This window comes from Marinifaba aquimaris, assembly GCF_013328345.1.
GTDB classification, from domain to species: domain Bacteria; phylum Pseudomonadota; class Gammaproteobacteria; order Enterobacterales; family Alteromonadaceae; genus Marinifaba; species Marinifaba aquimaris.
Genome location: NZ_JABULX010000001.1, coordinates 23,217 through 47,103, shown reverse-complemented (window position 1 = coordinate 47,103; position 23,887 = coordinate 23,217). Strand labels below are relative to the sequence as shown.

General features: G+C 39.4%; 26 protein-coding genes. 22 read left to right on the top strand and 4 right to left on the bottom strand.

All coding sequences use genetic code 11. From position 1 onward, the window contains the following. Nucleotides 1–106: 106 nt before the first annotated feature. Nucleotides 107–1,072 carry an elongation factor P--(R)-beta-lysine ligase gene (gene epmA / locus HR060_RS00275; protein ID WP_174198252.1) on the bottom strand — a complete coding sequence of 322 codons (966 nt, stop codon included), beginning with the start codon at nt 1,070–1,072 and terminating at the stop codon, nt 107–109. Nucleotides 1,073–1,151: 79 nt separating this feature from the next. Continuing rightward, complete coding sequence (gene efp, locus HR060_RS00270) at nt 1,152–1,721, bottom strand: elongation factor P (protein WP_174198251.1); 570 nt, start codon at nt 1,719–1,721, stop codon at nt 1,152–1,154. 76 nt (nt 1,722–1,797) lie between these two features. Between efp and epmB the strand changes: the two genes are divergently transcribed. Then, the gene (gene epmB, locus HR060_RS00265; protein WP_174198250.1) at nt 1,798–2,802 is read left to right on the top strand and encodes an EF-P beta-lysylation protein EpmB; all 1,005 of its coding nucleotides are present in this window, start codon (nt 1,798–1,800) and stop codon (nt 2,800–2,802) included. Nucleotides 2,803–2,903: 101 nt separating this feature from the next. On the opposite strand, the gene HR060_RS00260 is transcribed toward epmB, so the two are convergent. After that, complete coding sequence (locus tag HR060_RS00260; protein ID WP_174198249.1) at nt 2,904–3,098, bottom strand: hypothetical protein; 195 nt, start codon at nt 3,096–3,098, stop codon at nt 2,904–2,906. A 163-nt stretch (nt 3,099–3,261) separates the two neighbouring features. On the opposite strand from HR060_RS00260, the gene HR060_RS00255 reads away from it, so the two are divergent. From HR060_RS00255 to HR060_RS00175, 17 genes are all read left to right on the top strand, one after another. After that, nucleotides 3,262–3,609 (top strand): hypothetical protein, encoded by a 348-nt coding sequence (locus tag HR060_RS00255; protein WP_174198248.1) that lies wholly within the window; start codon nt 3,262–3,264, stop codon nt 3,607–3,609. 61 nt (nt 3,610–3,670) lie between these two features. Next, nucleotides 3,671–4,015, top strand: a complete 345-nt coding sequence (locus HR060_RS00250) for a hypothetical protein (protein WP_174198247.1) — start codon at nt 3,671–3,673, stop codon at nt 4,013–4,015. A 169-nt stretch (nt 4,016–4,184) separates the two neighbouring features. Next, entirely contained in the window at nt 4,185–4,976 is a 792-nt protein-coding gene (gene phhA, locus HR060_RS00245) for a phenylalanine 4-monooxygenase (protein WP_174198246.1), read from the top strand. Between the two features lie 21 nt (nt 4,977–4,997). Beyond that, the gene (locus HR060_RS00240) at nt 4,998–5,369 is read left to right on the top strand and encodes a 4a-hydroxytetrahydrobiopterin dehydratase (RefSeq protein WP_174198245.1); all 372 of its coding nucleotides are present in this window, start codon (nt 4,998–5,000) and stop codon (nt 5,367–5,369) included. Between the two features lie 140 nt (nt 5,370–5,509). Beyond that, a complete protein-coding gene (locus HR060_RS00235; protein WP_174198244.1) occupies nt 5,510–6,517 on the top strand; it encodes an ion channel in 1,008 nt (335 codons plus the stop codon). A 1-nt stretch (nt 6,518) separates the two neighbouring features. Beyond that, nucleotides 6,519–7,139, top strand: coding sequence for a LysE family translocator (locus HR060_RS00230; protein WP_174198243.1), 621 nt, complete (start codon nt 6,519–6,521; stop codon nt 7,137–7,139). Nucleotides 7,140–7,392: 253 nt separating this feature from the next. Then, nucleotides 7,393–8,583: an amino acid aminotransferase gene (locus HR060_RS00225; protein ID WP_174198242.1), complete on the top strand. Its 1,191-nt coding sequence runs from the start codon at nt 7,393–7,395 to the stop codon at nt 8,581–8,583. A gap of 222 nt (nt 8,584–8,805) precedes the next feature. Beyond that, a complete protein-coding gene (htpG, locus tag HR060_RS00220) occupies nt 8,806–10,731 on the top strand; it encodes a molecular chaperone HtpG (RefSeq protein WP_174198241.1) in 1,926 nt (641 codons plus the stop codon). A gap of 123 nt (nt 10,732–10,854) precedes the next feature. After that, nucleotides 10,855–11,499 (top strand): adenylate kinase, encoded by a 645-nt coding sequence (gene adk / locus HR060_RS00215; protein WP_174198240.1) that lies wholly within the window; start codon nt 10,855–10,857, stop codon nt 11,497–11,499. 194 nt (nt 11,500–11,693) lie between these two features. Further along, a complete protein-coding gene (alaS, locus tag HR060_RS00210) occupies nt 11,694–14,306 on the top strand; it encodes an alanine--tRNA ligase (protein WP_174198239.1) in 2,613 nt (870 codons plus the stop codon). A 129-nt stretch (nt 14,307–14,435) separates the two neighbouring features. Next, nucleotides 14,436–14,630, top strand: coding sequence for a carbon storage regulator CsrA (csrA, locus tag HR060_RS00205; protein WP_174198238.1), 195 nt, complete (start codon nt 14,436–14,438; stop codon nt 14,628–14,630). A gap of 327 nt (nt 14,631–14,957) precedes the next feature. Further along, complete coding sequence (locus HR060_RS00200) at nt 14,958–15,719, top strand: DUF3450 domain-containing protein (RefSeq protein ID WP_174198237.1); 762 nt, start codon at nt 14,958–14,960, stop codon at nt 15,717–15,719. Further along, the gene (locus HR060_RS00195; protein ID WP_174198236.1) at nt 15,719–17,089 is read left to right on the top strand and encodes a MotA/TolQ/ExbB proton channel family protein; all 1,371 of its coding nucleotides are present in this window, start codon (nt 15,719–15,721) and stop codon (nt 17,087–17,089) included. The genes HR060_RS00200 and HR060_RS00195 overlap by 1 nt, the downstream gene beginning before the upstream one ends. A gap of 1 nt (nt 17,090) precedes the next feature. Beyond that, nucleotides 17,091–17,615 (top strand): MotA/TolQ/ExbB proton channel family protein, encoded by a 525-nt coding sequence (locus HR060_RS00190; protein WP_174198235.1) that lies wholly within the window; start codon nt 17,091–17,093, stop codon nt 17,613–17,615. Between the two features lie 14 nt (nt 17,616–17,629). Continuing rightward, nucleotides 17,630–18,028 carry an ExbD/TolR family protein gene (locus tag HR060_RS00185; protein ID WP_174198234.1) on the top strand — a complete coding sequence of 133 codons (399 nt, stop codon included), beginning with the start codon at nt 17,630–17,632 and terminating at the stop codon, nt 18,026–18,028. Nucleotide 18,029: 1 nt separating this feature from the next. Beyond that, a complete protein-coding gene (locus tag HR060_RS00180) occupies nt 18,030–18,650 on the top strand; it encodes an energy transducer TonB (protein WP_174198233.1) in 621 nt (206 codons plus the stop codon). 69 nt (nt 18,651–18,719) lie between these two features. Continuing rightward, nucleotides 18,720–19,976, top strand: a complete 1,257-nt coding sequence (locus HR060_RS00175) for a tetratricopeptide repeat protein (RefSeq protein WP_174198232.1) — start codon at nt 18,720–18,722, stop codon at nt 19,974–19,976. A 453-nt stretch (nt 19,977–20,429) separates the two neighbouring features. On the opposite strand, the gene HR060_RS00170 is transcribed toward HR060_RS00175, so the two are convergent. Further along, on the bottom strand, nt 20,430–21,374 hold the full coding sequence (locus HR060_RS00170) for a tRNA-dihydrouridine synthase (protein ID WP_174198231.1): 945 nt from the start codon (nt 21,372–21,374) through the stop codon (nt 20,430–20,432). 173 nt (nt 21,375–21,547) lie between these two features. Between HR060_RS00170 and HR060_RS00165 the strand changes: the two genes are divergently transcribed. From HR060_RS00165 to HR060_RS19585, 4 genes are all read left to right on the top strand, one after another. Then, nucleotides 21,548–21,982, top strand: coding sequence for an HvfA family oxazolone/thioamide-modified RiPP metallophore (locus HR060_RS00165; RefSeq protein ID WP_174198230.1), 435 nt, complete (start codon nt 21,548–21,550; stop codon nt 21,980–21,982). Nucleotides 21,983–22,055: 73 nt separating this feature from the next. Beyond that, nucleotides 22,056–22,901, top strand: a complete 846-nt coding sequence (locus HR060_RS00160) for an HvfB family MNIO-type RiPP peptide maturase (RefSeq protein ID WP_174198229.1) — start codon at nt 22,056–22,058, stop codon at nt 22,899–22,901. Further along, the gene (locus HR060_RS00155) at nt 22,898–23,665 is read left to right on the top strand and encodes an HvfC family RiPP maturation protein (protein WP_174198228.1); all 768 of its coding nucleotides are present in this window, start codon (nt 22,898–22,900) and stop codon (nt 23,663–23,665) included. Before HR060_RS00160 ends, HR060_RS00155 begins: the two co-directional genes overlap by 4 nt. Nucleotides 23,666–23,748: 83 nt before the next feature. After that, complete coding sequence (locus tag HR060_RS19585; protein ID WP_281362528.1) at nt 23,749–23,874, top strand: hypothetical protein; 126 nt, start codon at nt 23,749–23,751, stop codon at nt 23,872–23,874. The last annotated feature ends 13 nt before the right edge of the window (nt 23,875–23,887 follow it).

Sequence of the window (23,887 nt, the reverse complement as noted above, 5' to 3'; positions counted from 1 at the left end):
ATGCAACTTTTATCCTTATTTCTCATTCAAGAATAAGAATAAAAGTGGTAAATGGCTAGTGTTTAAGTGGTAAATCTATGCTTTGAATCTGTTTTTTATTGTTGATTTAACAACGAGTTAAATCAAAGCTGATCACCTCTTTAATATGTGCGTATTGGCCTGCTAGCATCAGCAACCGATCTAGCCCCATCGCGACACCAGAACAATCAGGTAAACCCGCAGCAATGGCTGATAATAAGTTTTCATCAATCGGCTTACTATGCTTGCCGTTGGCTTGGCGCATTAGGTTATCTTGTTCAAATCGCTTTCTTTGCTCAGTGGCATCGGTTAACTCATCAAAGCCATTAGCAAGCTCAACCCCTTTAAAATAAACTTCGAAACGCTTTGCTACCCGAGAGTCGTCTGGATTCAATTTGGCTAAACAAGCCTGAGATGCAGGGAAGTCATAGATGAAATAAGGCTGAGTTTGAGCGATTTTCTGCTCGATAAAAAAGCTAAAGATAAACTGCAACAGGTCATCTTTTTCTGTGAGTATGTTCGCCATATCCGCTTGGGCATTGTTGCGTAAAAATGCTTGGAGTGATTCAGTTGATGCTTGGAGTGGGTCTATGTCTAATACCTCAATGAAAATAGCCTGATAGCTATATCGCTTAGCAGATGAAACATTGAGTATTACCTGCAATAAACTATCCATTTCATCCATCAAATCAGATAAATCAAAACCGACTCGATACCATTCCAGCATGGTAAATTCAGGATTGTGATAACGGCCAGATTCATCATCTCTAAACGCTTTACAAATTTGATAAATGCACCCTGAGCCTGAAGCTAACATTCTTTTCATTGCATATTCAGGCGATGTTTGTAGGTAAAGCTCGACACCTTTTGGAAAGTGTGGCCCTGTGTATTGGCTGGTTAAATTTTCCAAGTGAAGATCAGTAATACCACTGGTTGCTAATAAAGGGGTTTCAACCTCTAAAACATTTCGCTCTGCAAAAAAATGTCTGATTTGTGCAAACATCTTCGCTCTTTGTTTAAGTGCGGTCAGGTTTGCGCTGGCTTGCCAATTCATTCTTGTATCTCTTGGGTATCTGGGCTAAAAACAAAAAAACCTGCATAAAGCAGGTTTTTTCAAAGTGAGTAAATAAAAATTACTTACTTGCACGACCAACGTATTCGCCAGTACGCGTATCAACTTTGATAACTTCACCAATTTGAACAAATAATGGAACACGCACAACGGCACCTGTTACTAAAGTCGCTGGTTTACCACCAGTACCTGCTGTATCGCCTTTAAGACCTGGATCTGTTTCAGTGATTTCAAGCTCAACGAAGTTAGGTGGTGTTACGGCGATTGGGTTACCGTTCCATAATGTGATTGTACATTCATCTTGTTCAACCAACCATTTTACGCTGTCGCCAACGGCCTTTTCATCCGCAGCGATTTGTTCGAATGTTTCGTTGTTCATGAAGTGCCAAAACTCACCGTCGTTGTATAGGTATGCAAGGTTAGTATCCATTACATCTGCACCTTCAACACTTTCACCTGACTTGAATGTTTTTTCTAAAACTTTACCGCTGATTAATTTGCGAATTTTTACACGGTTAAAGGCTTGTCCTTTACCTGGTTTTACTAATTCGTTTTCTAAAATATTACAAGGCTCAGCATCAACCATAATTTTTAAGCCGGCTTTGAATTCATTCGTGCTATAGTTCGCCATAATTCACTCTATCGTTAGACTTAACAAAGCATTGTTAAGTGGAAGATTTAAAATAATCCCGCAATTTTAACCGAAAATGAGCAATTTTGAACCTTGTTGGCAAAAAGAACTCGCAAAATCTTTTAGTTGTGCCAAATCTTTACTAGATTATTTGCAAATTTCTCCCCACATTTTTGAAGCCGGCTTTGCCGCAAAAAAACTATTTGCGTTTCGCGTACCTAGGCCTTTTGCTCAACAGATGAAAAAAGGCGATCCTAACGATCCACTTCTCTTGCAAGTCATTACCCAGCAACAAGAACTGGTTGAAACGCCTGGTTACGTCAAAGATCCACTAGAAGAACATCAAGCTGTCATTCCTGGCTTATTACACAAATATCAAAGTCGTGTATTAATGATGTTAAAAACAGGTTGTGCCATTAATTGCCGCTATTGTTTTCGTCGACATTTTCCTTATCAAGAAAACAGCTTAAATCGAGCGAGTTGGCAATCTGTGATTGACTATGTAAAGAGCGATCAACAAATCAATGAGCTTATTTTAAGTGGGGGAGATCCATTGATGGCTAAAGATGAGCACCTCATCGATTTAATTAGCCAATTAGAGGGGGTTGAGCATTTAACACGTGTGCGTATTCACACGCGTTTACCCGTTGTCATCCCGCAGCGTGTGACAGATAAACTTGCCCAAGCACTAGCCAATTCATCGCTTAAGGTCGTTTTGGTGTTACATATCAATCATGCCAATGAAATATCTGAGCAGTTAGCTGCGGCTCTCAATAAGCTTAGACAGCCTAACATTACATTGCTCAATCAAGCTGTCTTGTTAAAAGCAATAAATGACGATGTGAAAACACAAGTTGAACTATCAGAGCGGCTCTTTTCGGTCGGTATTTTACCTTATTACCTGCATTGGTTTGATAAGGTACAAAATGCCGCACATTTTGATTCAACCGATTTAGACCACCAAGCTTTATATCAGGACATGCTCAAAGCTTTACCCGGTTTTTTAATGCCGAAATGGGTCAAGGAAGAGGGGGGGAAAGCGAGTAAAACCCCAATTAAATTTGTTGAGGTAACTAACTAGGCGGGTAAAAAATACGAAACCTCTAATGGGTAATTAGAGGTTTATTTGTATTACGAGGGTTGCCAAGCTCAGCCATCCATAGTTAAGTTTGGCGTATCAAGTTAAACCTTGATATTGATGTTGCCACCAACTGCCGGGTTTGCTGATTGAGGGGGGATTTCAGCAGATTTTAAAAGCTCCATAGCCGCTTTTCCTTCAGCTTCTTGTTGCCCTTTTGCCAACTTAGCAGCACGTAACTCTGCGCCACCTTCGCCAGCACCTTGCATTTGGGGACTTGGTGTTGAACCTACTTGCATAGCATTTTCTCCAATAAAACATCAATTTGGTTAACGAGAGTTTCAACGCCCTCATCAGCTTATCGGTCAAAAAATGAATAGCTTTAATGTTTTTTTTATTTTTTATTTTTAGTCGACAAACGGCTTTGGTAAAATCAATACAAATCATGATTAAGAGATAAAAATGGAAAAAGTAATTGATGCCTTTAGGCAGAACTTGCAACTGGCTCATGAAAAAGCTAAAGCCTGTGATTTAGTTTTGGATGGTTTTGCGGAAAAGGGCTTAGGGAAGTTTCAAGCGATTTTCCCCAAAGACTCGGGTTTTCAATGTGAGGCCAATCGCGTGGTGCCTTATGTAGAAGAATTAGCTAAACGTTTTTTAGAAGCAACCGGTAATGGTACAGAAACTAAGATTGAACCGGCTAAACTGACTGAACTGGCTAAACTGCTTAATCAAATTTTTGCTCTTGAGCACCAACTTGAACAAACCGCTGCTGCGGAAGTGGCCAGTGAGACTAAAACTGACGACTAATAAATAACCTATTTTGCGCTATACTTAAAACGGTAAGGTAGCGCAAATTGGGGGATTTGTGATGGAAATCGGCTCATTACAATCTGGCCTTAATACAAACTCAACAACCAGTAGTACTGGAAATGAAGAACTGAACCGTCAGCTTCCCAGTGCTAGCCCGCAAGCGAGTCAAGTTTTTAGCAACCAAGATGACCAAGTCTCGTTGAGCCCGCAAGCGCAAATTCTCAATCAAACCGACAAAAATAATCAAGAGTTAAGTGAGCAACTGGAAACCGCTAATGCTCAACGAACGATCAGCTCTGATTTCGTGCGCGTATCGAGTAGCGTAGGTGAAGCTGCTAGTAGTTTTGGTTTGAATGAGCAACAAGCAATAGACCTCTACAAAAAGATAAATGCGCTTTTGTAGTGGTTAATCTAAGCGTGCTGTCAATTTTATGTTGCAGTGTTTTATCAGCTTTACACTGCTAATTCTCCTACAAAGCTGGTCAAAAATATCAGTACAACGTTTACTAAGTCGAATATAACGAGTTTCGTAGCATTAATACGAACATAGCAAGACTAAGTTTGGGTGTATTATGAAATCAAGCGCTAAATATGTAGCCAAACCAATAGATGATGCTGGGTATATTGAGTGGACCGAGCAAGAAAATGCCACTTGGCAACACTTATGCGAGCGACAGCATGAGCAAGTAAAAGCATATGCTTGTGAAGAGTACATTCGTGGCTTAGAGGCACTGGATTTACCCCAAGATAGAGTTCCTCAACTCGCTGAAGTTGATGAAGTGTTATTGTCAACAACGGGGTGGTCGATAGCGCCTGTTCCTGCGTTAATTAATTTTGACCATTTTTTCTCATTACTGGCAAACAAGAAGTTTCCTGTGGCTACCTTTATTCGTACCCCACAAGATATGGACTATTTACAAGAGCCAGATATTTTCCATGAGATATTTGGCCATTGTCCAATGCTAACTCACCCTGACTTTGCGCACTTTACGCATATTTATGGTCAGCTAGGTAAAAAAGCAAATGCTAAGCAACGTATTTATTTAGCAAGACTTTATTGGTTTACCGTTGAATTTGGCCTTTTGCAGCAGCAAGGCGAAAGAAAAATTTACGGTGGTGGGATTTTATCCTCACCAGAAGAGACGCGATACGCTATGTTTAGTGATAAGCCGAGGCGATGTCGCTTTGATATCGACAATGTTTTAAGAACACCTTACCGTATTGATGAGCTTCAGCCTCAATACTTTGAAATAGAAACAATCAGTGCGTTATTCGAGCTTAGTAAGCTGGATATTATGGCGCATGTTGATGAAGCGATTTCGCTTGGTTTATTTGATGCCGAAGCAATTTCGCGTGTTTGTTAACAATAAGAAGGAAAGCAAACTATGACTAATTTATGTGATTCTACCTGTGAGCCATGTCGCATCGGTGCACCGTTAGTAACCAAAGCAGAACAAGCTGATTTATTAACAGAACTAAAAGATTGGAACGTTAAAAATATTGATGGTGTTGATCAGTTAATCAAAGTATATAAGTTTAAAAATTTTGTTGATGCTTTGGCCTTCACAAATTTACTAGGGGAATTGGCAGAAGAACACGGCCATCATCCTGGCTTGCTTACCGAGTGGGGCAAAGTAACGGTTACTTGGTGGACGCATAAAATTAATGGCTTACACAAAAATGACTTCATCCTTGCAGCTAAAACGGAACAGGTTTTTTCTGAAGGGCCGGGTAGTTTAGAGCCCGGTATCTACTAAAAATCGCTCGCTGAGTGTTATTTATGACACTCAGCTTTTTTTTCATGCCGATTCAAGTTACATTCTGCATAAATAGGCCACAGGATAGGCGCTGAATGTCCATCTTTATTCATACATTTCGACGACTTATACATCATTTTATGCGACTAAGCTGGAAAAGCTTGGTATTTATCGCTCTTGGTCATTATGCCATCGGTTATTTGCTTTGCTTAGGACTGGGGCAGGGGCATCTCGTAGATAGCTGGCACACTTATTTTCATTTTTGGATAGTGACAATAAGTACAGTTGGTTATGGCGACTTATATGCCGAAGGTGGTGCGGTTAGAGTTATTATTGATCTATGGTTTATCGGGCTTGGTCTCGGTTTATTTGGCTCATTACTCGGCAAAACAGCAGAATTTATATTTCATTTAATTAGTAGGCATGTGCAAGGTATGAAGAACTTTCACTCACTCGATGATCACATTATTTTATTTTGCAACGATCAAGAACAAGCCATTAAGTCTATCGACTTATTATTGGCAGATAAAAAGCGTCAGAACCGCAGTATTTTGTTTTGCACTACAGATAAAGAAATGACCCACCCATTTTATGATAATTCATCCGTTGAATTTGCCAAGGTCTCTAGCTTTGCCAGCGATGAAGAAATGGCGAGAATCAACCTCGCTAAGGCTTGTCGTGTGATTATTAACGCAAGCTCAGACGATGAAAATTTAGCATTAACTGTACATGTATCCGGTTTGGTTAATGAGCAATGCCATATTGTCACTCACTTTGATGATGCTAGTTACATACAGTCGCTTGATAGGTTAAAGCTCAATGTTGAGTGTTCGACATCTAAAAGGGTTGAGCAATTAGTTCGAGCTTCACAAGATCACGGCGCTACGGCCGTTATCAATCAGCTTCTTGATACTCGTGATGGCATTACGCTGTATGTATTGAAAATGCCTTTTGGTCAGCATGGCCAATTTGCTCAAATGAAACAACATATCTACAGCAAGACTGGCGCTAATGTTATCGGGGTTGCTTTTGATGAGCTTGGTAAGAGTTTGGAATTAATGCCTAATGCTGATTTAGCATTATCTGGCGATAATATCTATTTGCATTACATGCACAGTGAACGAATTAGCTTCGAGCAGATTGCATAATATGACATTAACTGATTGGTTACCTTTTTTATTTATTTGTGTATTGGGCGCAGTTTCACCTGGTCCAAGTTTTATTCTTATTGTTAAGCACGCAATTAGCTATTCTCCAAGACATGGCATAGTTGCTGCCATTAGCCATGCTACGGGTATTGCACTGTACGCATTGGCCACTATTTTGGGGATTTCGGCTTTATTAATTGCTTCACCTGAGGTTTATCAATTTATTGTTTATGGTGGGGCGGGCTTTTTGGCTTATTTAGGTATTAAAGCTTTAATGAGCAAGAAAGAAAAAATTGAAATTAGTGCTGAACCACAATCGCAAATCCCTTTATACAAATCGGCGATTCAAGGTTTCGCTATTGCTATTTTGAATCCTAAATCGGCCATCTTTTTTACGGCATTGTTTAGTCAATTTATCGATAGTGAAAACTTGTCATGGCAGACGTCGAGCGTATTACTGTTAACACCTTGGGTTGTTGATGCAATTTGGTTTATTTGGGTGAGTTTAGTGATTCAAAAGGTCAGTCATCACTTATCTTCGCCAAATGGTGTTTTGTGGTTAAACCGTGTTTCGGGCTTATTGTTTATTGGCCTTGCATGCCGCGCATTTATGGCGGTGTAACCCCATTTTTAACTGAATAAATGTAGCTTTTATTCATTTATCGAGATTTAATCTGTGGCTAGCTTTGATTCTGATTTTACTTTATTAAACGCTAGCCCTAATTCTCAACGCATTTCATGTAGCATTTTTTATTAAAAAATCGCTGAAAAATTATTACAAAAAGGATGCGTTTTCAGGTATGCTTAGCGCATAAAATTGTTTAATTCTGCTTTTTTATTCATTTTAAAAGCATATTTATCTATAGGATTTCACCATGTTCCAAGATTTATCAACACTTCCACCAGACCCGTTATTAGGTATTGCTGTTGCATACAAAGCAGATACTAACCCAAAGAAAATCGATTTAGGTGTTGGTATTTACAAAACCGAAGAAGGCACTACGCCAATTTTAGACAGTGTTCAACAGGCTATTACTACGTTAACTGAAACTGAAGACTCTAAAGCGTATATTGCTGCACAGGGCAATGCTGACTATTTAGCGGGTATGCAGGCTTTATTATTAGGCTCTGATAATCCGTTACTTACGTCTGGTCGCATTTCAGCAATTCAAGCGCCAGGTGGTACAGGTTCATTGCGTTTAGGTTCTGAGTTAATCGCTGCGGCAAAGCCTGGTGCAACGGTATGGGTAAGTGACCCTACTTGGGCGAACCACGTGCCATTAATGAAGTCTGCTGGTTTAGATTTAAAAGTTTACCCTTACTTCGATACTGAAACGAATTCACTAAAAGCTGACGAAATGTTAGCAACGCTAGAAACACTTGGTGAGAACGACGTTGTTTTACTTCACGGTTGTTGTCACAACCCAACTGGTGAAGATATTCCTTTAGACGTATGGCGTAAAATTATCAAGTTAGCCGTAGAGAAGAAATTTACTCCTTATGTTGATATTGCATACCAAGGTTTTGGTGTTGATTTAGAAACGGATGTTCAAGGTGTACGCGAGCTAGCTGCTGCTGTACCTGAAATGTTAATCGCTGCGTCTTGTTCTAAGAACTTTGGTTTATACCGTGAACGTACAGGTATGATTGCCGTTATCTCTGAAGATGCTGACAAAGCTGAAGCAGTGCGCACTAATACGCTTAGTATTGCACGCGGTATTTACTCAATGCCACCTTCATACGGTGCAGCGTTAGTTGGTATCATCTTAAAAGATGAAGAACTGACTAAAGTTTGGAAAGCTGAATTAGCTGAAATGTGTGAGCGTATGAACAGCTTACGTACATTATTAGTATCTAAGTTAAAAGAATTAGGCGTAGAGAAAGACTTCAGCCATATTGAACGTCAGGCGGGCATGTTCTCTTTCTTAGGCATTAACAAAGAACAAGTACAACGTTTACGCGATGAATACAGCATTTATATGGCTGGTAACAGCCGTATCAATATCGCTGGTATCTCTAAAGCAAATGTTGAGTACTTAGCCGAATCTATTGCTGCAGTGTTATAATTCATTGCCAATAAGCTAAATTTTTAAAAGCCACTCTTAGAGTGGCTTTTTTATTTTTGGCTTTTAAATTTTTAAATCTTTACTGCCTATTGCGTCATTTTTTTCACGTTATGGCTTGAAACCTTTTCATCGAACCCCATTTCTAATTTCATCAAATAAAACGCGATGTTTTATTTTCATTATTTCAAATATAGATATGAATAAGTTAGGAGACGCTTTTCAATGTCAGATGTAGCTCAAAAAGAAACGCATGGCTTTCAAACCGAAGTAAAACAACTACTTCAATTAATGATCCACTCACTATACTCAAACAAAGAAATTTTCCTTCGTGAGTTAGTTTCTAATGCTTCAGATGCAGCAGATAAATTACGCTTCAAAGCATTATCTGATAATGGTTTATATGAAAATGATGCTGATTTACGCGTTCGCGTTTCAGTAAACAAAGACGCGCGTACAATTACTATTAGTGATAATGGTATCGGTATGACGCGTGAAGAAGTTGTCAATAACTTAGGTACGATCGCAAAATCAGGTACAAAAGAATTCTTCAGTAACTTATCGGGTGATCAAGCCAAAGACTCTCAGCTAATTGGCCAATTTGGTGTTGGCTTCTACTCTGCATTTATTGTTGCTGAAAACGTTGTGGTTAAAACACGTGCAGCCGGTGTTGCTGCTAATCAAGCTGTTGAGTGGACTTCACAAGGTGAGGGTGAATACACATTAGCTGACATCGAAAAAGCAGAACGCGGAACAGAGATCACGCTTCATTTACGTGAAGATGAAGAAGAGTTCTTAGATGATTGGAAAGTGCGTTCAACGATCACTCGTTACTCAGATCACATCAATATCCCAGTTCAAATGTTCAAAGAAGCAGTTGAAGCGATTAAAGATGAAGAAGGCAATGAAACTTCACCAGCTGAGCCTGCTCAATGGGAAGCAATTAACAAAGGTACGGCTCTTTGGACTTGTGAAAAGTCAGAGATCAAAGATGAAGACTATAAAGAGTTTTACAAAACGGTTGCCCATGACTTTGACGATCCATTAGCTTGGAGCCACAACAAGGTAGAAGGTAAAACTGAATACACTAGCTTGTTGTACATTCCTAAACGCGCGCCATTCAATATGTGGGATCGCGAAGCGAAAACGGGTATTAAACTTTATGTTCAACGTGTATTCATTATGGATGATGCCGAGAAGTTTTTACCGAACTACTTACGTTTCGTTAAAGGTTTAATCGATTCAAATGACTTACCGTTGAACGTATCTCGTGAGATTTTACAAGATAATAAGATCACACAAAGCATCCGTTCAGGTAGCACGAAAAAAGTACTTTCTCTATTAGAGAAAATGGCTAAAAACAAACCTGAAGAGTACGCTTCATTCTGGACGGAATTTGGTAATGTCTTAAAAGAAGGTCCGGCTGAAGACTTCTCAAATAAAGAAAAAGTAGCGGGTTTACTTCGCTACGCATCAACAGAAAATGATTCTGCTGAACAATCGGTGGGTTTAGATAGCTATATTGAGCGAATGAAAGAAGGTCAAGATAAGATTTTCTACATCACGGCTGATAGTTTTGAAGCGGCGAAAAATAGTCCTCACCTTGAGATTTTCCGCAAAAAAGGCATCGAAGTTTTACTTATGTCAGACCGCATTGATGAATGGTTAATGTCGCACCTGACTGAGTATAAAGAAAAGCAGTTTCAATCTGTTGCTAAAGCAAACATCGACTTATCAAACTTAGATGATGAAGAAGAGAAAAAAGCACAGGAAGAAACAGAGAAAGAGTTTGAAAGCTTTGTGGAACGGGCGAAAGCTGCCTTAGGTGAGAAAGTTAAAGAAGTAAAAGTGACACATCGTTTAACTGATTCACCTGCTGTTATCACGACCGATGATAACGACATGAATACGCAAATGGCTAAGTTACTTGAAGCTGCAGGTCAAGCTGCGCCCGAAACTAAGTACATCTTCGAAGTAAACCCAGATCATGCACTAATCAAGCGTGTTGCTGATGAAGCGGATGAAGAGGCATTTAAAGAGTGGGTTGAAGTATTATTAGAACAAGCAACATTAGCAGAGCGTGGCAGTCTAGCTGATCCTGCAACTTTTGTTGCTCGTTTGAATAAATTACTGTTAAAGGTTGCAGGTTAATTTACTGAAAATATCTATAGGGAGTACGGTGCACTCCCTTTTTTATTAATGGCTTGTAACTTAAGTCACGAGAGTGTAAATTCTGCGCAAGCAAAAATTAAGATAATTAGAAAAGAGGTTTTCATGCGCATCATCTTATTAGGCGCGCCAGGTGCTGGTAAAGGCACACAGGCTCAATTCCTTATGGAAAAATACGGTATCCCACAAATTTCTACAGGTGATATGTTACGTGCTGCAATCAAAGCAGGTACAGAAATGGGTATCGCAGCTAAAAAAGTGATGGATGCTGGCCAGTTAGTATCTGACGATATCATTATCGGTATAGTTAAAGAGCGTATCGCACAAGACGACTGTGCAAAAGGTTTCTTACTAGATGGTTTCCCACGTACTATTCCACAAGCGGATGCTATGGTTGAGAACAACATCGACATCGACTACGTCTTAGAGTTTGATGTACCGGATGATGTCATCGTTGATCGTATGGGTGGCCGTCGAGTTCACGCAGATTCAGGCCGTGTTTATCACGTGGTTTACAATCCACCTAAAGTAGAAGGTAAGGATGACGAAACTGGCGAAGACTTAATGATTCGCGATGATGACAAAGAAGAAACGGTTCGTAAACGTTTAGGTGTATACCATGACCAAACAGCTCCACTTGTTGATTACTACAACAAGTTAGCAGCAGATGGTAAGTGTAAATATGCAAAACTTGATGGTACACAGAAAGTTGAAAGCGTGAGTGAAGAACTTGCTAAATTACTAGGTTAATGCCTAACTTGCTTTAAAAAACGCAGCTTTATGCTGCGTTTTTTGTTTCTAGGGTTTGAAAACCTCCATTTTAAAATACAGCCCTTTTTGAATATACCCCTCGAAGATCCTCAATCCTTTGTTAACTAAATGTTCATTTCATGGTAAATTTGCGGCCAAAAATTTAATCGCTCGATTTAATAGGTTTTAAAAAAATGAAAATGACCACGGCTGAATTACGAAGCGCCTTTTTAGATTTCTTCGCGAGCAAACAACACCAAGTTGTTGCAAGTAGCTCGTTAGTACCTGCTGATGACCCTACTTTATTATTTACTAATGCCGGTATGAACCAGTTCAAAGATGTGTTTTTAGGCAGTGAACAACGTAATTATACCCGCGCGACATCGAGTCAACGCTGTGTCCGTGCAGGTGGTAAACACAACGATTTAGAAAACGTTGGTTATACCGCTCGTCACCATACATTTTTTGAAATGCTAGGTAACTTTAGTTTCGGTGACTATTTCAAACAGGATGCGATTAAATATGCTTGGGAATTTTTAACTCAAGTAGTGAAATTACCAACTGATAAACTACTTGTTACGGTATATGCAACTGATGATGAAGCTTTTGATATTTGGCAAAATCAAGTTGGCGTGCCGGCTGATCGTATCATTCGTATTGGTGATAAATCACCAGAGAAGAAGTATGAATCTGATAATTTCTGGTCAATGGGTGACACAGGCCCGTGTGGCCCTTGTACAGAAATCTTTTACGATCACGGAGAGCATATTTGGGGTGGTGTACCTGGCTCTCCAGAAGAAGATGGTGATCGTTTTATTGAAATTTGGAACTTGGTATTCATGCAGTTTAACCGTCATGCTGACGGAACAATGGAAGCGTTACCTAAGCCATCTGTAGATACGGGAATGGGACTTGAACGTATTGCTGCAATTTTGCAGGGTGTGCACTCAAACTATGAAATCGATATTTTCCAAAACTTAATTAAAAAGACAGCTGATTTATTATCTGTTACTGACCTTGAAAATAAATCACTTCGTGTAATTGCTGATCATATCCGTTCTTGTAGTTTCTTAATTGCTGATGGTGTTATGCCGTCGAATGAAGGTCGTGGTTATGTTTTACGTCGTATTATTCGACGCGCAATTCGTCATGGTAATCAGCTAGGTGCTAAAGACGTATTCTTTTACAAGCTTGTTGAACAATTAATCACTGAAATGGGAGACGCTTTCCCTGAATTGAAGAAACATCAAGCCATTGTTGAAAAAATGCTGCGTATTGAAGAAGAACAATTCTTGAAAACGCTGGACCGCGGCTTAGCCATCTTAAATGATGAATTAGCTAATCTTGAAGGAACAGTCATTCCAGGCGATCTTGTTTTCAAACTTTATGATACTTATGGCTTCCCAATGGACCTTACCGCTGACGTTGCTCGTGAGCGAGACTTAACGGTAGACGAAGCCGGTTTTGATGTGGCTATGCAGGCTCAACGTACTCGAGCTCAACAAGCCAGTAACTTTGGTAAAGATTACAATGATGCGTTAAGTACTGATAAATCATCTGAATTTGATGGTTACGAGCACATGCAATTTGCTGCTCAAGTGATCGAAATTATTAAAGAAGGTGTATCGGTAGATAAGATTGCAGCAAATGATGATGCGATTGTTATTTTAGATAGAACACCTTTCTATGCTGAGTCAGGTGGTCAAGTTGGTGATAGAGGTCAGTTAAGTGAACAATTCCAAGTAGCTGATACTGTAAAACTTAATGAAGCAATTGCTCATAAAGGTCGTGCATTAGCAGAGCTTTCTGTCGGCAATACTGTTGACGCAAAAGTAGATGCTGAGCGTCGTCAAGCGATTAAGTTAAATCATACGGCTACTCACATACTTCATGCGGCTCTTCGTCAAATATTAGGTGAGCACGTAAGTCAGAAAGGTTCATTAGTTGATAGTGAGCGCTTACGTTTTGACTTTGCACACTTTGAAGCTATCAAAGCTGAAGAACTGTGCAAGATTGAATCATTAGTGAATGAACAAATCCGAGCTAATAAAGTTCTAGACACTAAGCTTATGGAGCTAGAAGAGGCTAAAGCTGCAGGCGCAATGGCATTGTTTGGTGAAAAGTATGACGATCAGGTTCGCGTAGTTAGTATGGGAGCGTTCTCGACTGAATTGTGTGGTGGTACTCACGTTGATAGAACGGGTGACATCGGCTTTTTCAAGATTACATCTGAGTCAGGCATTGCCGCAGGTGTAAGACGTATTGAAGCGGTAACGGGTCAAGCTGCATTTGATGCCGTTCAAGGTTTGCAAGTAACCCTCGCTGATATCGCTAGCTTATTAAAATCTGATAACGCTTCAGTAGTAGAAAAAGTCAAAACTGCACTGGATAAGAATAAAGAATTAGAGAAATCTTTAGGTCAGCTCAAAGATAAACTTTCGAGCCAAGCCGGGGCTGATTTGCTCAACCAAGCTACAGAAGTAAAAGGTATTAAGTTACTTTCAGCTGAAATTGAAGGTGTTGAACCAAAAGCACTTCGCACCACAGTGGATAGCTTAAAAGATAAAATTGGCTCAGGCGTAATTGTGCTTGGACTTAAAGGTGAAAACAAAGTTAATTTGATTGTGGGTGTGACTAAAGAGCTGAGCAAGCAAATCAAAGCGGGTGAGCTTATTGGCCATATTGCTCCGCAAGTTGGCGGTAAAGGTGGTGGTAAACCCGATCTCGCACAAGCTGGTGGTTCACAGCCTGAAAATTTAGCTGCTGCACTTGCAAGTGTGACGACTTGGCTTGAAGAAAAAATCTAAGTCTATATTATTGATAAAGTTAGCTTAAAAAATTGTGCCATTTTTTAAAGATAGTTTATATTGGATATAGACTATCTAAAGGAGATGGCTCTACACAGACGGTTAGTAGTTAGGAATAAGGAGCAGGATATGTTAATTTTGACGCGCCGAGTAGGTGAAACTTTGATGATTGGTGATGATGTAACAGTCACTGTTCTTGGAGTTAAAGGTAATCAAGTGCGCATCGGTGTTAATGCACCTAAAGAAATCTCTGTACACAGAGAAGAGATTTACATGCGAATTCAAGCTGAGAAAAATCAGCAAGAGCCGGGTAACAGTTTCTAATCTGTTTCTCGTTATTCAACAAAAGCCAGCTTCAAGCTGGTTTTTTTATGCCTATCGGTTAATTAATACTGAAAGTAATAACTGTAAGTAAATAATGCTAAAGGTTAGCGAAATTATAGCAGTGTTCGATTAATAAACGCTTTGTGTGAAAAACAGTAAAAACCTGACTAAAACACCTACTTAGCCCCATATTGAGTTGACTTTCCTTGCTAAATGTAAGAGTATTTGGTGAGTTTTAATTATAAAACTGTCAAGTTTACAGGCGGTGATAAGCTGGTCTTATCAGCCAAAATCAAACATTAAATTTCATTGGGAATCGTGTCTAAGATGATGAAGAGTAAAAAGCTTGCATCTGCAGTCGCATGCGCATTAGCACTGTCTATTCCGGCAGTAGCATCGGCAGACCCGCTTGAGAATCTACATAAAGAAGAGAAGAAGATTCATAAAGCAGCAGTTAAATCACAAGAAAGAGTTGATCGTATCTACGAACAGTCTCTAGACCTGTTGGCTGAATACCGCACAATCGTTGACGAAACTGACAACTTACGTGTTTACAACGATCACGTACAACGTCTAGTTGATGGTCAAAATGCACATATTGCATCTCTGCAAAAGCAGATTGATGGTATCGAAAATACTAAACAAGGTGTTGTACCTCTAATGTACAAAATGATCGACTCTTTAGAGAAGTTCATTGAATTAGACGTACCATTAAAGTTAGAAGAGCGTAAAGCGCGTATCGAACGTATCCGCGATTTAATGACTAACCCTAACGTTACAACTTCAGAGCAATTCCGTCAGGTACTAGATGCTTACCAAATCGAAAACGATTACGGTACATTAATTGCTGCATACCAAGGTGATGTAGACGGTAAAACTGTTGATATCGCACACGTTGGTCGTACAGCTTTAGTTGCTCAATCTCTAGACTTCAAACAAGTTTGGGTTTGGGATAACAGTGCTCGTCAATGGGTTGAATTAGGTGATGAATACATCAAGCCTATCAAACATGCTATTCGTATGGCTCGTAAGCAAGTTGCTCCTGACTTGATTAAGTTACCTATCTTCGCTGCGGAGAGTGCACAATAATGAAACAGATTAAAACTTTATTAACAGTATCTGCTCTAGCACTAACTTCTATCAGCTTCACAGCGTCTGCTAGCACAGCTGAGTTAGATAAGCTTTTAGAGCAAGTTAAATCTGATCGTATATCAGAAGTTAAAATTAACAAAAAACGCGAAGCTGAATTCAAAGCAGCTCGTGATCAAAAGCAATCTTTAGTTAACAAAGCAAAAGCTGAGTTAAAAGCTGAAAAAGCACGCCAAAAGCGCTTACAGCAAACGTTTGCAAATAACGAAAAACGCATTACTGATAAAGAAGTAGAATTAGATAATGCTAAAGGTACGTTAGGTGAGATGTTCGGTGTTGTTCGTCAAGCATCTGGTGAGGCTTTAGGTCGTGTATCAACTTCAATTGTTAGTTCACAACCTGAATTTTCAAATCGTACTGCTACGTTAGAAAAATTATCTGAAGCTAAAGAGCTTCCAACTCTTGCTGAGTTAGAAGACTTATGGTTCGCATTACAAACTGAGATGACTGAATCTGGTAAAACAGTTAGCTACGATGCGCCTGTTTATGCTTTAGACGGTTCAGAATCAACAATGACTGTAACGCGTATTGGTGTTTTCAACTTACTATCTAATGGTGAGTACTTAACATATAACACTGAAAACCCAGCTTCACCTAAGATTCAGCCGTTAGCTCGTCAGCCTGAAGGTCACGTGTTATCAGCCGCTGCTACTTACCAAGGTCAAGGTTCTGGTTTCAGCTCTTTATACCTAGATCCGGCTCGTGGCGCTATCTTAAACATCTTCAAGCAAAAAGCGACATTATCTGACCGTTACCACCAAGGTGGCGTACCTGGTTACGTTATCACTGGTGTTTTAGTGTTAGGTCTATTGATTGCTTTAGAGCGTTTCGTGACTCTATTCTTAGTTGGTTCAGCTATGAAGTCACAGCTTAAGAACTTAAACAACCCTAATACTAAGAACCCACTAGGTCGTATCTTAAAAGTTTACCAAGACAACAAAGATGCTGACGTTGAAAACTTAGAGCTTAAACTTGACGAAGCTATCTTAAAAGAAACGCCTCGTATCGAGCGTGGTATCAACGTAATCAAGATCTTAGCTGCTATCGCACCTTTATTAGGTCTATTAGGTACAGTTGTTGGTATGATTGGTACGTTCCAAGCAATTACATTATTCGGTACAGGTGATCCTAAGATCATGGCTGGTAATATCTCAATGGCACTTGTTACAACGGCTCAGGGTCTAATCGCAGCATTACCACTTATCTTCATTCACAGTATTGTTGCTGGTCGCAGTAAATCAATCGTGCACGTTCTTGAAGAGCAAAGTGCTGGTATCGTAGCCGCTCACGCGGAGAAGGAGCAAGCATAAGATGTTATTCCTGATTGACATTTGGGAAACTGTCAGGGGATTTATATCGACAGGGGGCGACGTGTTATACGTTGTCTTCGGTGTGCTAGCCATTATGTGGTTTTTAATGATCGAGCGTTACTGGTTCTTAATTCTTGAGTTCCCTAAGTATCGCAAAGATTTAATTGCTCGTTGGGATGCAAGAAAAGACACTACATCATGGTATGCGCATAAAGTACGTGATTTCTGGATTTCAGAAGCTTCAGAATTATTAAAAGCACGTATTTTGTTGATTAAAACCTTGGTAGCTTTGTGTCCACTCATCGGACTATTGGGTACTGTTACGGGTATGATTAGCGTATTCGACTCGATGGCAACATCGGGTACAGGTAATCCACGTTTGATGGCATCTGGTATTTCCATGGCAACAATCCCGACAATGGCGGGTATGGTTGCAGCACTTTCGGGTGTATTCTTTAGCTCACGTATTGAAGCGCGCGCTAAAATGGAAGTAGAAAAACTAGTGGACAGTTTGCCACATCATTAAGAGAGAATTAAGTTATGGCACGTAGACGTCATCACGAAGAAGAAGAAGCAGCTATTGACATGACTCCGATGCTCGACATCGTATTCATCATGCTTATATTCTTTATTGTTACGACATCATTTGTTAAAGAAGCTGGTATTGAAGTTGATAAGCCAAAAGCTAACAACACCAAAGCTGAGCCTAAAGCAAATATATTTATTGCAATCAATGACAAAAACGAAATCTGGATGGATAAGCGTCAAGTAGATGTTGAGCGTGTTCGCGCCAACGTTGAAAAGATGCTTGCTGAGCAGCAAACCGATGTTGTTATTGTGCAAGGTGATAAAGAAGCGAAACATGGTCTAATTATGAAAGTAATGGATCAAGTTAAAGCGGCGGGTATCGAAAGAATCACTGTAGCAGCGGAGAATTAATATGGTCCGTTTGTTGCTGTCGATTCCGATTGGTTTAGCTATTACGTTTGGTCTATTTGTATTAATGGCTGAATTAATCGCTAACAACCAAAAAGGCCCAGAAGAAGCCGAAAAAGCGCCTCGTATCGATATCGTTATGAGTAAGCCAAATGAAGGCACTCAAGAAAGGCAGCGTACACCACCTCCGCCTCCACCACCGCCGGCAGAGCCTCCAAAACCTCAGCAATCTACACCTGAGGTAGCGGATGCAGACGCGTCAGGCATTAATGTTGATATCCCTGCACCAGATACTGGTGTTGGTGATACAGGATTAGGTGGCCTTGGCGGTAACCTGATGCAAGATGGTGATGCTACACCTATCGTGCGTATCGAGCCTCAGTATCCAATGCAGGCGGCTCGTGAAGGTAAAGAAGGTTGGGTTAAACTGAAGTTTACGATCGATGAGTTAGGTGGCGTAACTGATATTGAAATTATCGCCGCTGAACCTAAGCGTATTTTCAACCGTGCAGCTAAAAAAGCGTTGTCACGTTGGAAGTATAAGCCGAAAATCGTTGATGGTAAGCCAATGAAGCAGCCTGGCATGACAGTACAACTTGACTTCACGTTAAACACTGGTGGTTAAGTTAAAAGAGGCTAGGTTTTATTAGCCTAGCCCCTAATAACTGTTATGTGGAAATATAACGAGGTAATTATGAGCATTAAATACGCGATTAAAAATGCCCTACGTTGTTTTACTTTAGTGTTAGTCGCACTAAGTTTATCAACACCAGCACTTGCTGCTGAAGATGGCAAAAAACCAAAGCGTAAAACTTACGTTATGTCTAAAAACGTAGGTAAGAAAGTGCAGAAAGCTTTCGAGGCTTATCAAGAAGATCGCATCCCTGATGCAATCAGCATGCTTGAAGAGATTGAAGCTAAGCAACCTTTTGATGTCGCATTCGTTAACCGTTTATTAGGTAACATGTATGCAGGTCAGAAAGGCCAAGCTAAGAAAGCAATCGGAAAGCTTGAAAAAGCGGTAGAGTTAGATGTTCTTAACAAAGTTGAACAAGAGCAAGCTATTAAATTACTTGCTGATTTAAACTTACAAGAAGCTAACTACCAAAAAGCACTTAATGGTTACAAAGAGTGGATGGCATTCGCAGGTCGTGAAGATCCTGAAGTGTATCTACGCATATCTCAATCTTATTATCAGTTGAAACAACTTGATAAAATCATTGAGCCAGCTGATAGAGCTATTGCTTTATACAAAAAGCCTAAAGAAAGTCCTTATTTGATGAAAATAAGTTCTTACTATGAGCGTAAGATGTATAGAGAAGCTTCTGAAGTTGCGAGTACTCTTGTTAAGCTTTTCCCAACTGACAAACGTTGGTGGGTTCAGTTAGGTCAATTCTATTTATTAGATGAAAACTTTGAGCGTGCACTTTCTTCTTATGAACTTGCTTATAAGCAAGGCTTCTTAGAAAAAGCTAACCAATATACTGCATTAGCGCAATTATACGCTGCATATGGTATTCCGGTTAAAGCTGCTCAAGTTCAGAATAAATATTTAAAGGCTGGTGTGATTGAGAAAGATGAGAAAAGCTTAGCTTCTCTTGCTAACTACTATCACCAAGGCCGTGACTTTAAAGATGCTGCGAATACTTATTCAGAAGTAGCTAAAATGACTCAAGATCCTGACTATTACAAAAAAGTTGGTGATTTATTACTGATGACTGAAGATTACAAAGGCGCAATTAGTGCCTTCAAGAAATCTTTAGAGTTAGGTACTAAGCAGTCAGATTCGATTACTATGTCTTTAGTAGAAGCAAACTTTTACAGTGGAAACTATAAATCTGCTTATAAGTATGCAAAAGAAGCTAAGAAAATTAAGAAGTACAGACAGTCTGCTTCTGGTTGGATGAGCTATATCGAAGACACAGCTAAACGAAAGAAAGTTAGCATTTAATAACGACTTTTAAGTTGATTAAAAAAGGACCCTAAGGGTCCTTTTTTGTTATCGGCATTTTATACAGGCTTGTTGGCAAGGGTTATTTAGTAGTGAATTTTGGTCGATAGGTTCTTCACAGTAAGCACATAAACCATACATGCCAATTTCAATTTGGCTTAAAGCCGCAATAATACGTTTGCACTTTTTTTGAATGTTAGGCTGTAGCTCAGGATGTTTGTGCTCGAAGCTTTAAAGTAAGCTATCTAAATCACTTCGATTAAAAATAACCGAACATTTCAATTTTATTGAAACAGCTTGCTCTAATATGTCTAGACACTGACAAAGTTCTGACTCTAAGCGAAGTTGGTTTTGTTTGATAAGAGATGCTGAAATTGGCAATGTAAATACTCCCTATTCATATATAGGTGAGTGTAAACTTACTCTGATTTAGCGTTATGACTTAAATCAAAGCTACTTCAAATAGTGTTTTAATTGCTCAATGATGGCGTCACTGGTTTTTAAGCGCTTGATTTTATCAAAGCAGTCAACAGCTTCAGGGTAGGCAAGTTTTAAATAGCTAAACCACTGTTTTACTCTAAATGGGTAGTAGTTGGGATGATTAAGTTTTTCATCGGCTAATGTTTGGTGTTGAAATAATAAGTACTCAACCACACAGGGCCAATCTGGCTTGGTGCTTATCCCTAATTTGATATTTTTAGCGAGTTCTGGATTAGCTAATGCGCCTCTACCGATCATGACATCATCACAACCACTCTCAAACTGGCATTTTGTGTAGTCTTGATAAGTCCAAACTTCACCATTGGCAACTATGTTTGTACTGACTTGTGATTTTATTTCTTTTATAAGATGCCAGTAAGCAGGAGGTTTATAACCTTGTTTTTTGGTTCTAGCATGAATGAACAGTTCATCGGCTCCGGCTGCTTCAACTTGTTTAGCAATATCTAGAGCGTTGTCAGAGTGATCAACACCTAATCTGATCTTTGCTGAAACAGGTATGTTTTCAGGTACAGCATCTCTTACTTGTTTAACAATTTGTCCTATCGTTTCTGGATAGTCGAGTAAAACAGCACCACCTTTGTGTTTGTTGACCGTTTTAGCGGGGCAACCAAAGTTAAGGTCGATACCACTTGCGCCTAACTGGCAGGCTACAATGGCATTTTGAGCCAATATATCAGGACACTGACCAAGCAGTTGGAGACGCACTGGGGTTCCCGATAAGGTCTGACATCCATGTTTTAGCTCTGGACATATTTTATAAAATGCGCGCTCTGATAAAATATGATTCGACACTCGAATAAATTCAGTGACACATAAATCATAACCACCAATACTTGTTAGTAACTGCCGCATTGTATAGTCAACGACACCTTCCATAGGTGCTAAAATTAAACGCAAAATAACTCCGGTCAACGAAATAAAGTTCGATTTATCAATAAAATATGCAATAGTTTAAAAGGTGAAAGGTCAACCATTTTAAAAAAACGTATTTTATACGAAAGAAAAACACAGATCTTTAGGTCTCTACTAATAAGACACAACAACCTCGAATTATTTTGGAAGGAAATATTATGAAAACGCTTAAAAATACATCTGTCGCAGCAGCTGTAGGTGCTGTAATGGTAGGTTCAGTTTCAGTTGCGACAACTGCTAATGCATCTCCTTTTGCAATGCAAGATTTAGCTTCAGGTTATGAAGTTGCTGCTGCTGAAGCAAAATGCGGTGAAGGTAAATGTGGCGAAGGCAAGTGTGGCGAAGGTAAATGCGGCGGCCATAAAGCAAAAGAAGCTAAATGTGGTGAAGGTAAATGCGGCGGCCATAAAGCAAAAGAAGCAAAATGTGGTGAAGGTAAATGTGGCGGCCATAAAGCTAAAGAAGCAAAATGTGGCGAAGGCAAATGTGGTGGCCATAAAGCTAAAGAAGCAAAATGTGGTGAAGGTAAATGCGGCGGTGCTAAAGCTAAAGAAGGCAAATGTGGCGAAGGTAAATGTGGTAGCAATCACTAATACTGTCACGCTTTAATCACTATTGATGAGGCTAACTTTTGTTAGCCTCATGTCGTTTATCGTTTGAGGTTTTATGAATAAGCTTTTAAATATTAATCCAGTAGGTTTAGGCCTTCGCAGAGAAATGCTCGATGAGTTTGTTCAAGGTGTTCCAACTGAAGTTGGATTTATGGAAGTTGCCCCTGAAAACTGGATGACTTTAGGTGGAAAATTTCAACGTCAATTTAGGCAGCTAACTGAACAGCATGATTTTCTTTGTCATGGTCTTTCCCTGTCTATTGGCAGTGTTGATCCGCTAGATATCAATTTTTTAAAAGAGCTTAAAAAATTCTTTGATCTTCATAACATAAAAGCTTACTCAGAACACCTTAGTTACTGTTCATTTCAAGGTCATATGTATGACTTGATGCCCATTCCATTCACCGAAGAGGCTGTGAAGCATGTCGTCACTCGGGTTAAACAAGTACAAGACATATTAGAAAGGCCACTGATACTAGAAAACGTATCTTATTATGCAGCACCTGGACAAGAAATGTCTGAAATCGCATTTACCCTTGAAGTACTTAACCAAGCTGACTGTTCACTGTTGTTAGATATAAATAATATTTATGTTAATTCAGTTAATCATCGATATGATGCAAATGCGTTTCTAGAGCAATTACCAACAGAAAGAATTGCCTATGCGCATATTGCTGGACACTACAATGAAGCTGAAGACTTAATTGTCGATACGCACGGTAGCGATGTTATTGATGAGGTATGGTCTTTACTGGAACATGCATACAAGGTGCATGGCCACTTTCCAACCTTGCTTGAACGCGACTTTAATATCCCTTCTACTTCTGAATTGATAAATGAATTAAAAAAAATTCAGCTTATTCAAGAAAAAACAATGCAGAATAATAAGCAAAGCGCATGAATAAAACACTAAGCGAACAACAAAAGCTCTTTACTCAAAATGTTCGTAATCCTGAAGAAATGCCGCTACCTGAAGGTATTGAACAGCGCAGAATGGCGATTTACCAAGAGCTGTTTTTCAATAATATAGACGGGTTTTTGTCTTCAGGATTTCCCGTACTAAAGAGCTTGTATACTCAAAGTCAGTGGCAACAAAGAGTCAGAGCATTTTTTATTGAACATCAATCAGAATCTCCGCTGTTTCTTGATATTTCAGCTGAGTTTGTTGAATACCTGTCAAATAAATACCAATATACTGAAGATGACCCAATTTTTATGTTGGAGTTAGCTCATTATGAATGGGTTGAATTAGTAGTAGGGACAAAAATTGAAAAAGCTTACTATAAACCTGTTGATGAACATGCAGTAGATGCGAGTGAGTTAGTTTTATCCGAGTTTGCTTGGCCTTTGAGTTATCAATTTCCTGTACATCAAATTTCATCTGAATATCTACCTGATAAAGCACCGTCTGAACCTACACATCTAATCGTCTACCGAAGCTTTGATGATAATGTAGAGTTTATGCTAGTTAATGCCGCTACAATTCAGTTGGTGGCTACTATTGAGCAAAACCCCGCTATCCAATTAGCAACATTAGTCGAAAAATTACTTGCTGTAATGCCAAATTTTAGCAAAGAGCAGATATCCCCCGGCGTAATCGATATTTTAAATGGCCTGGCTAAACGAGGAATTATTAGGCAGTTCCATCACTTACAGCTCAGTTAATAATCTTTTCTAAGTAAAAATTTAATTTGCATTTCGCAGTTGAATGGCTAAGATATGCGCCTTTAAATTTAGAGGATTTTGATATGGGTCAAACAACAGGTGAATTTGAAACGGCAAATGTACTTCACTTATTCGTCGCTATTGCGTTAACTTTAGGCTTACCTTTATTGCCTATGGTGCTTAGCTGGTTCAAGTACTTATCTGCTTAATCCTCTAATTAAT

What these genes read in the sequence shown, in the direction of transcription:
- epmA (WP_174198252.1), bottom strand. Translation starts at nt 1,072, where the DNA reads ATGAATTGGCAAGCCAGCGCAAACCTGACCGCACTTAAACAAAGAGCG.
- efp (WP_174198251.1), bottom strand. Translation starts at nt 1,721, where the DNA reads ATGGCGAACTATAGCACGAATGAATTCAAAGCCGGCTTAAAAATTATG.
- epmB (WP_174198250.1), top strand. Translation starts at nt 1,798, where the DNA reads ATGAGCAATTTTGAACCTTGTTGGCAAAAAGAACTCGCAAAATCTTTT.
- HR060_RS00260 (WP_174198249.1), bottom strand. Translation starts at nt 3,098, where the DNA reads ATGCAAGTAGGTTCAACACCAAGTCCCCAAATGCAAGGTGCTGGCGAA.
- HR060_RS00255 (WP_174198248.1), top strand. Translation starts at nt 3,262, where the DNA reads ATGGAAAAAGTAATTGATGCCTTTAGGCAGAACTTGCAACTGGCTCAT.
- HR060_RS00250 (WP_174198247.1), top strand. Translation starts at nt 3,671, where the DNA reads ATGGAAATCGGCTCATTACAATCTGGCCTTAATACAAACTCAACAACC.
- phhA (WP_174198246.1), top strand. Translation starts at nt 4,185, where the DNA reads ATGAAATCAAGCGCTAAATATGTAGCCAAACCAATAGATGATGCTGGG.
- HR060_RS00240 (WP_174198245.1), top strand. Translation starts at nt 4,998, where the DNA reads ATGACTAATTTATGTGATTCTACCTGTGAGCCATGTCGCATCGGTGCA.
- HR060_RS00235 (WP_174198244.1), top strand. Translation starts at nt 5,510, where the DNA reads ATGCGACTAAGCTGGAAAAGCTTGGTATTTATCGCTCTTGGTCATTAT.
- HR060_RS00230 (WP_174198243.1), top strand. Translation starts at nt 6,519, where the DNA reads ATGACATTAACTGATTGGTTACCTTTTTTATTTATTTGTGTATTGGGC.
- HR060_RS00225 (WP_174198242.1), top strand. Translation starts at nt 7,393, where the DNA reads ATGTTCCAAGATTTATCAACACTTCCACCAGACCCGTTATTAGGTATT.
- htpG (WP_174198241.1), top strand. Translation starts at nt 8,806, where the DNA reads ATGTCAGATGTAGCTCAAAAAGAAACGCATGGCTTTCAAACCGAAGTA.
- adk (WP_174198240.1), top strand. Translation starts at nt 10,855, where the DNA reads ATGCGCATCATCTTATTAGGCGCGCCAGGTGCTGGTAAAGGCACACAG.
- alaS (WP_174198239.1), top strand. Translation starts at nt 11,694, where the DNA reads ATGAAAATGACCACGGCTGAATTACGAAGCGCCTTTTTAGATTTCTTC.
- csrA (WP_174198238.1), top strand. Translation starts at nt 14,436, where the DNA reads ATGTTAATTTTGACGCGCCGAGTAGGTGAAACTTTGATGATTGGTGAT.
- HR060_RS00200 (WP_174198237.1), top strand. Translation starts at nt 14,958, where the DNA reads ATGATGAAGAGTAAAAAGCTTGCATCTGCAGTCGCATGCGCATTAGCA.
- HR060_RS00195 (WP_174198236.1), top strand. Translation starts at nt 15,719, where the DNA reads ATGAAACAGATTAAAACTTTATTAACAGTATCTGCTCTAGCACTAACT.
- HR060_RS00190 (WP_174198235.1), top strand. Translation starts at nt 17,091, where the DNA reads ATGTTATTCCTGATTGACATTTGGGAAACTGTCAGGGGATTTATATCG.
- HR060_RS00185 (WP_174198234.1), top strand. Translation starts at nt 17,630, where the DNA reads ATGGCACGTAGACGTCATCACGAAGAAGAAGAAGCAGCTATTGACATG.
- HR060_RS00180 (WP_174198233.1), top strand. Translation starts at nt 18,030, where the DNA reads ATGGTCCGTTTGTTGCTGTCGATTCCGATTGGTTTAGCTATTACGTTT.
- HR060_RS00175 (WP_174198232.1), top strand. Translation starts at nt 18,720, where the DNA reads ATGAGCATTAAATACGCGATTAAAAATGCCCTACGTTGTTTTACTTTA.
- HR060_RS00165 (WP_174198230.1), top strand. Translation starts at nt 21,548, where the DNA reads ATGAAAACGCTTAAAAATACATCTGTCGCAGCAGCTGTAGGTGCTGTA.
- HR060_RS00160 (WP_174198229.1), top strand. Translation starts at nt 22,056, where the DNA reads ATGAATAAGCTTTTAAATATTAATCCAGTAGGTTTAGGCCTTCGCAGA.
- HR060_RS00155 (WP_174198228.1), top strand. Translation starts at nt 22,898, where the DNA reads ATGAATAAAACACTAAGCGAACAACAAAAGCTCTTTACTCAAAATGTT.
- HR060_RS19585 (WP_281362528.1), top strand. Translation starts at nt 23,749, where the DNA reads ATGGGTCAAACAACAGGTGAATTTGAAACGGCAAATGTACTTCACTTA.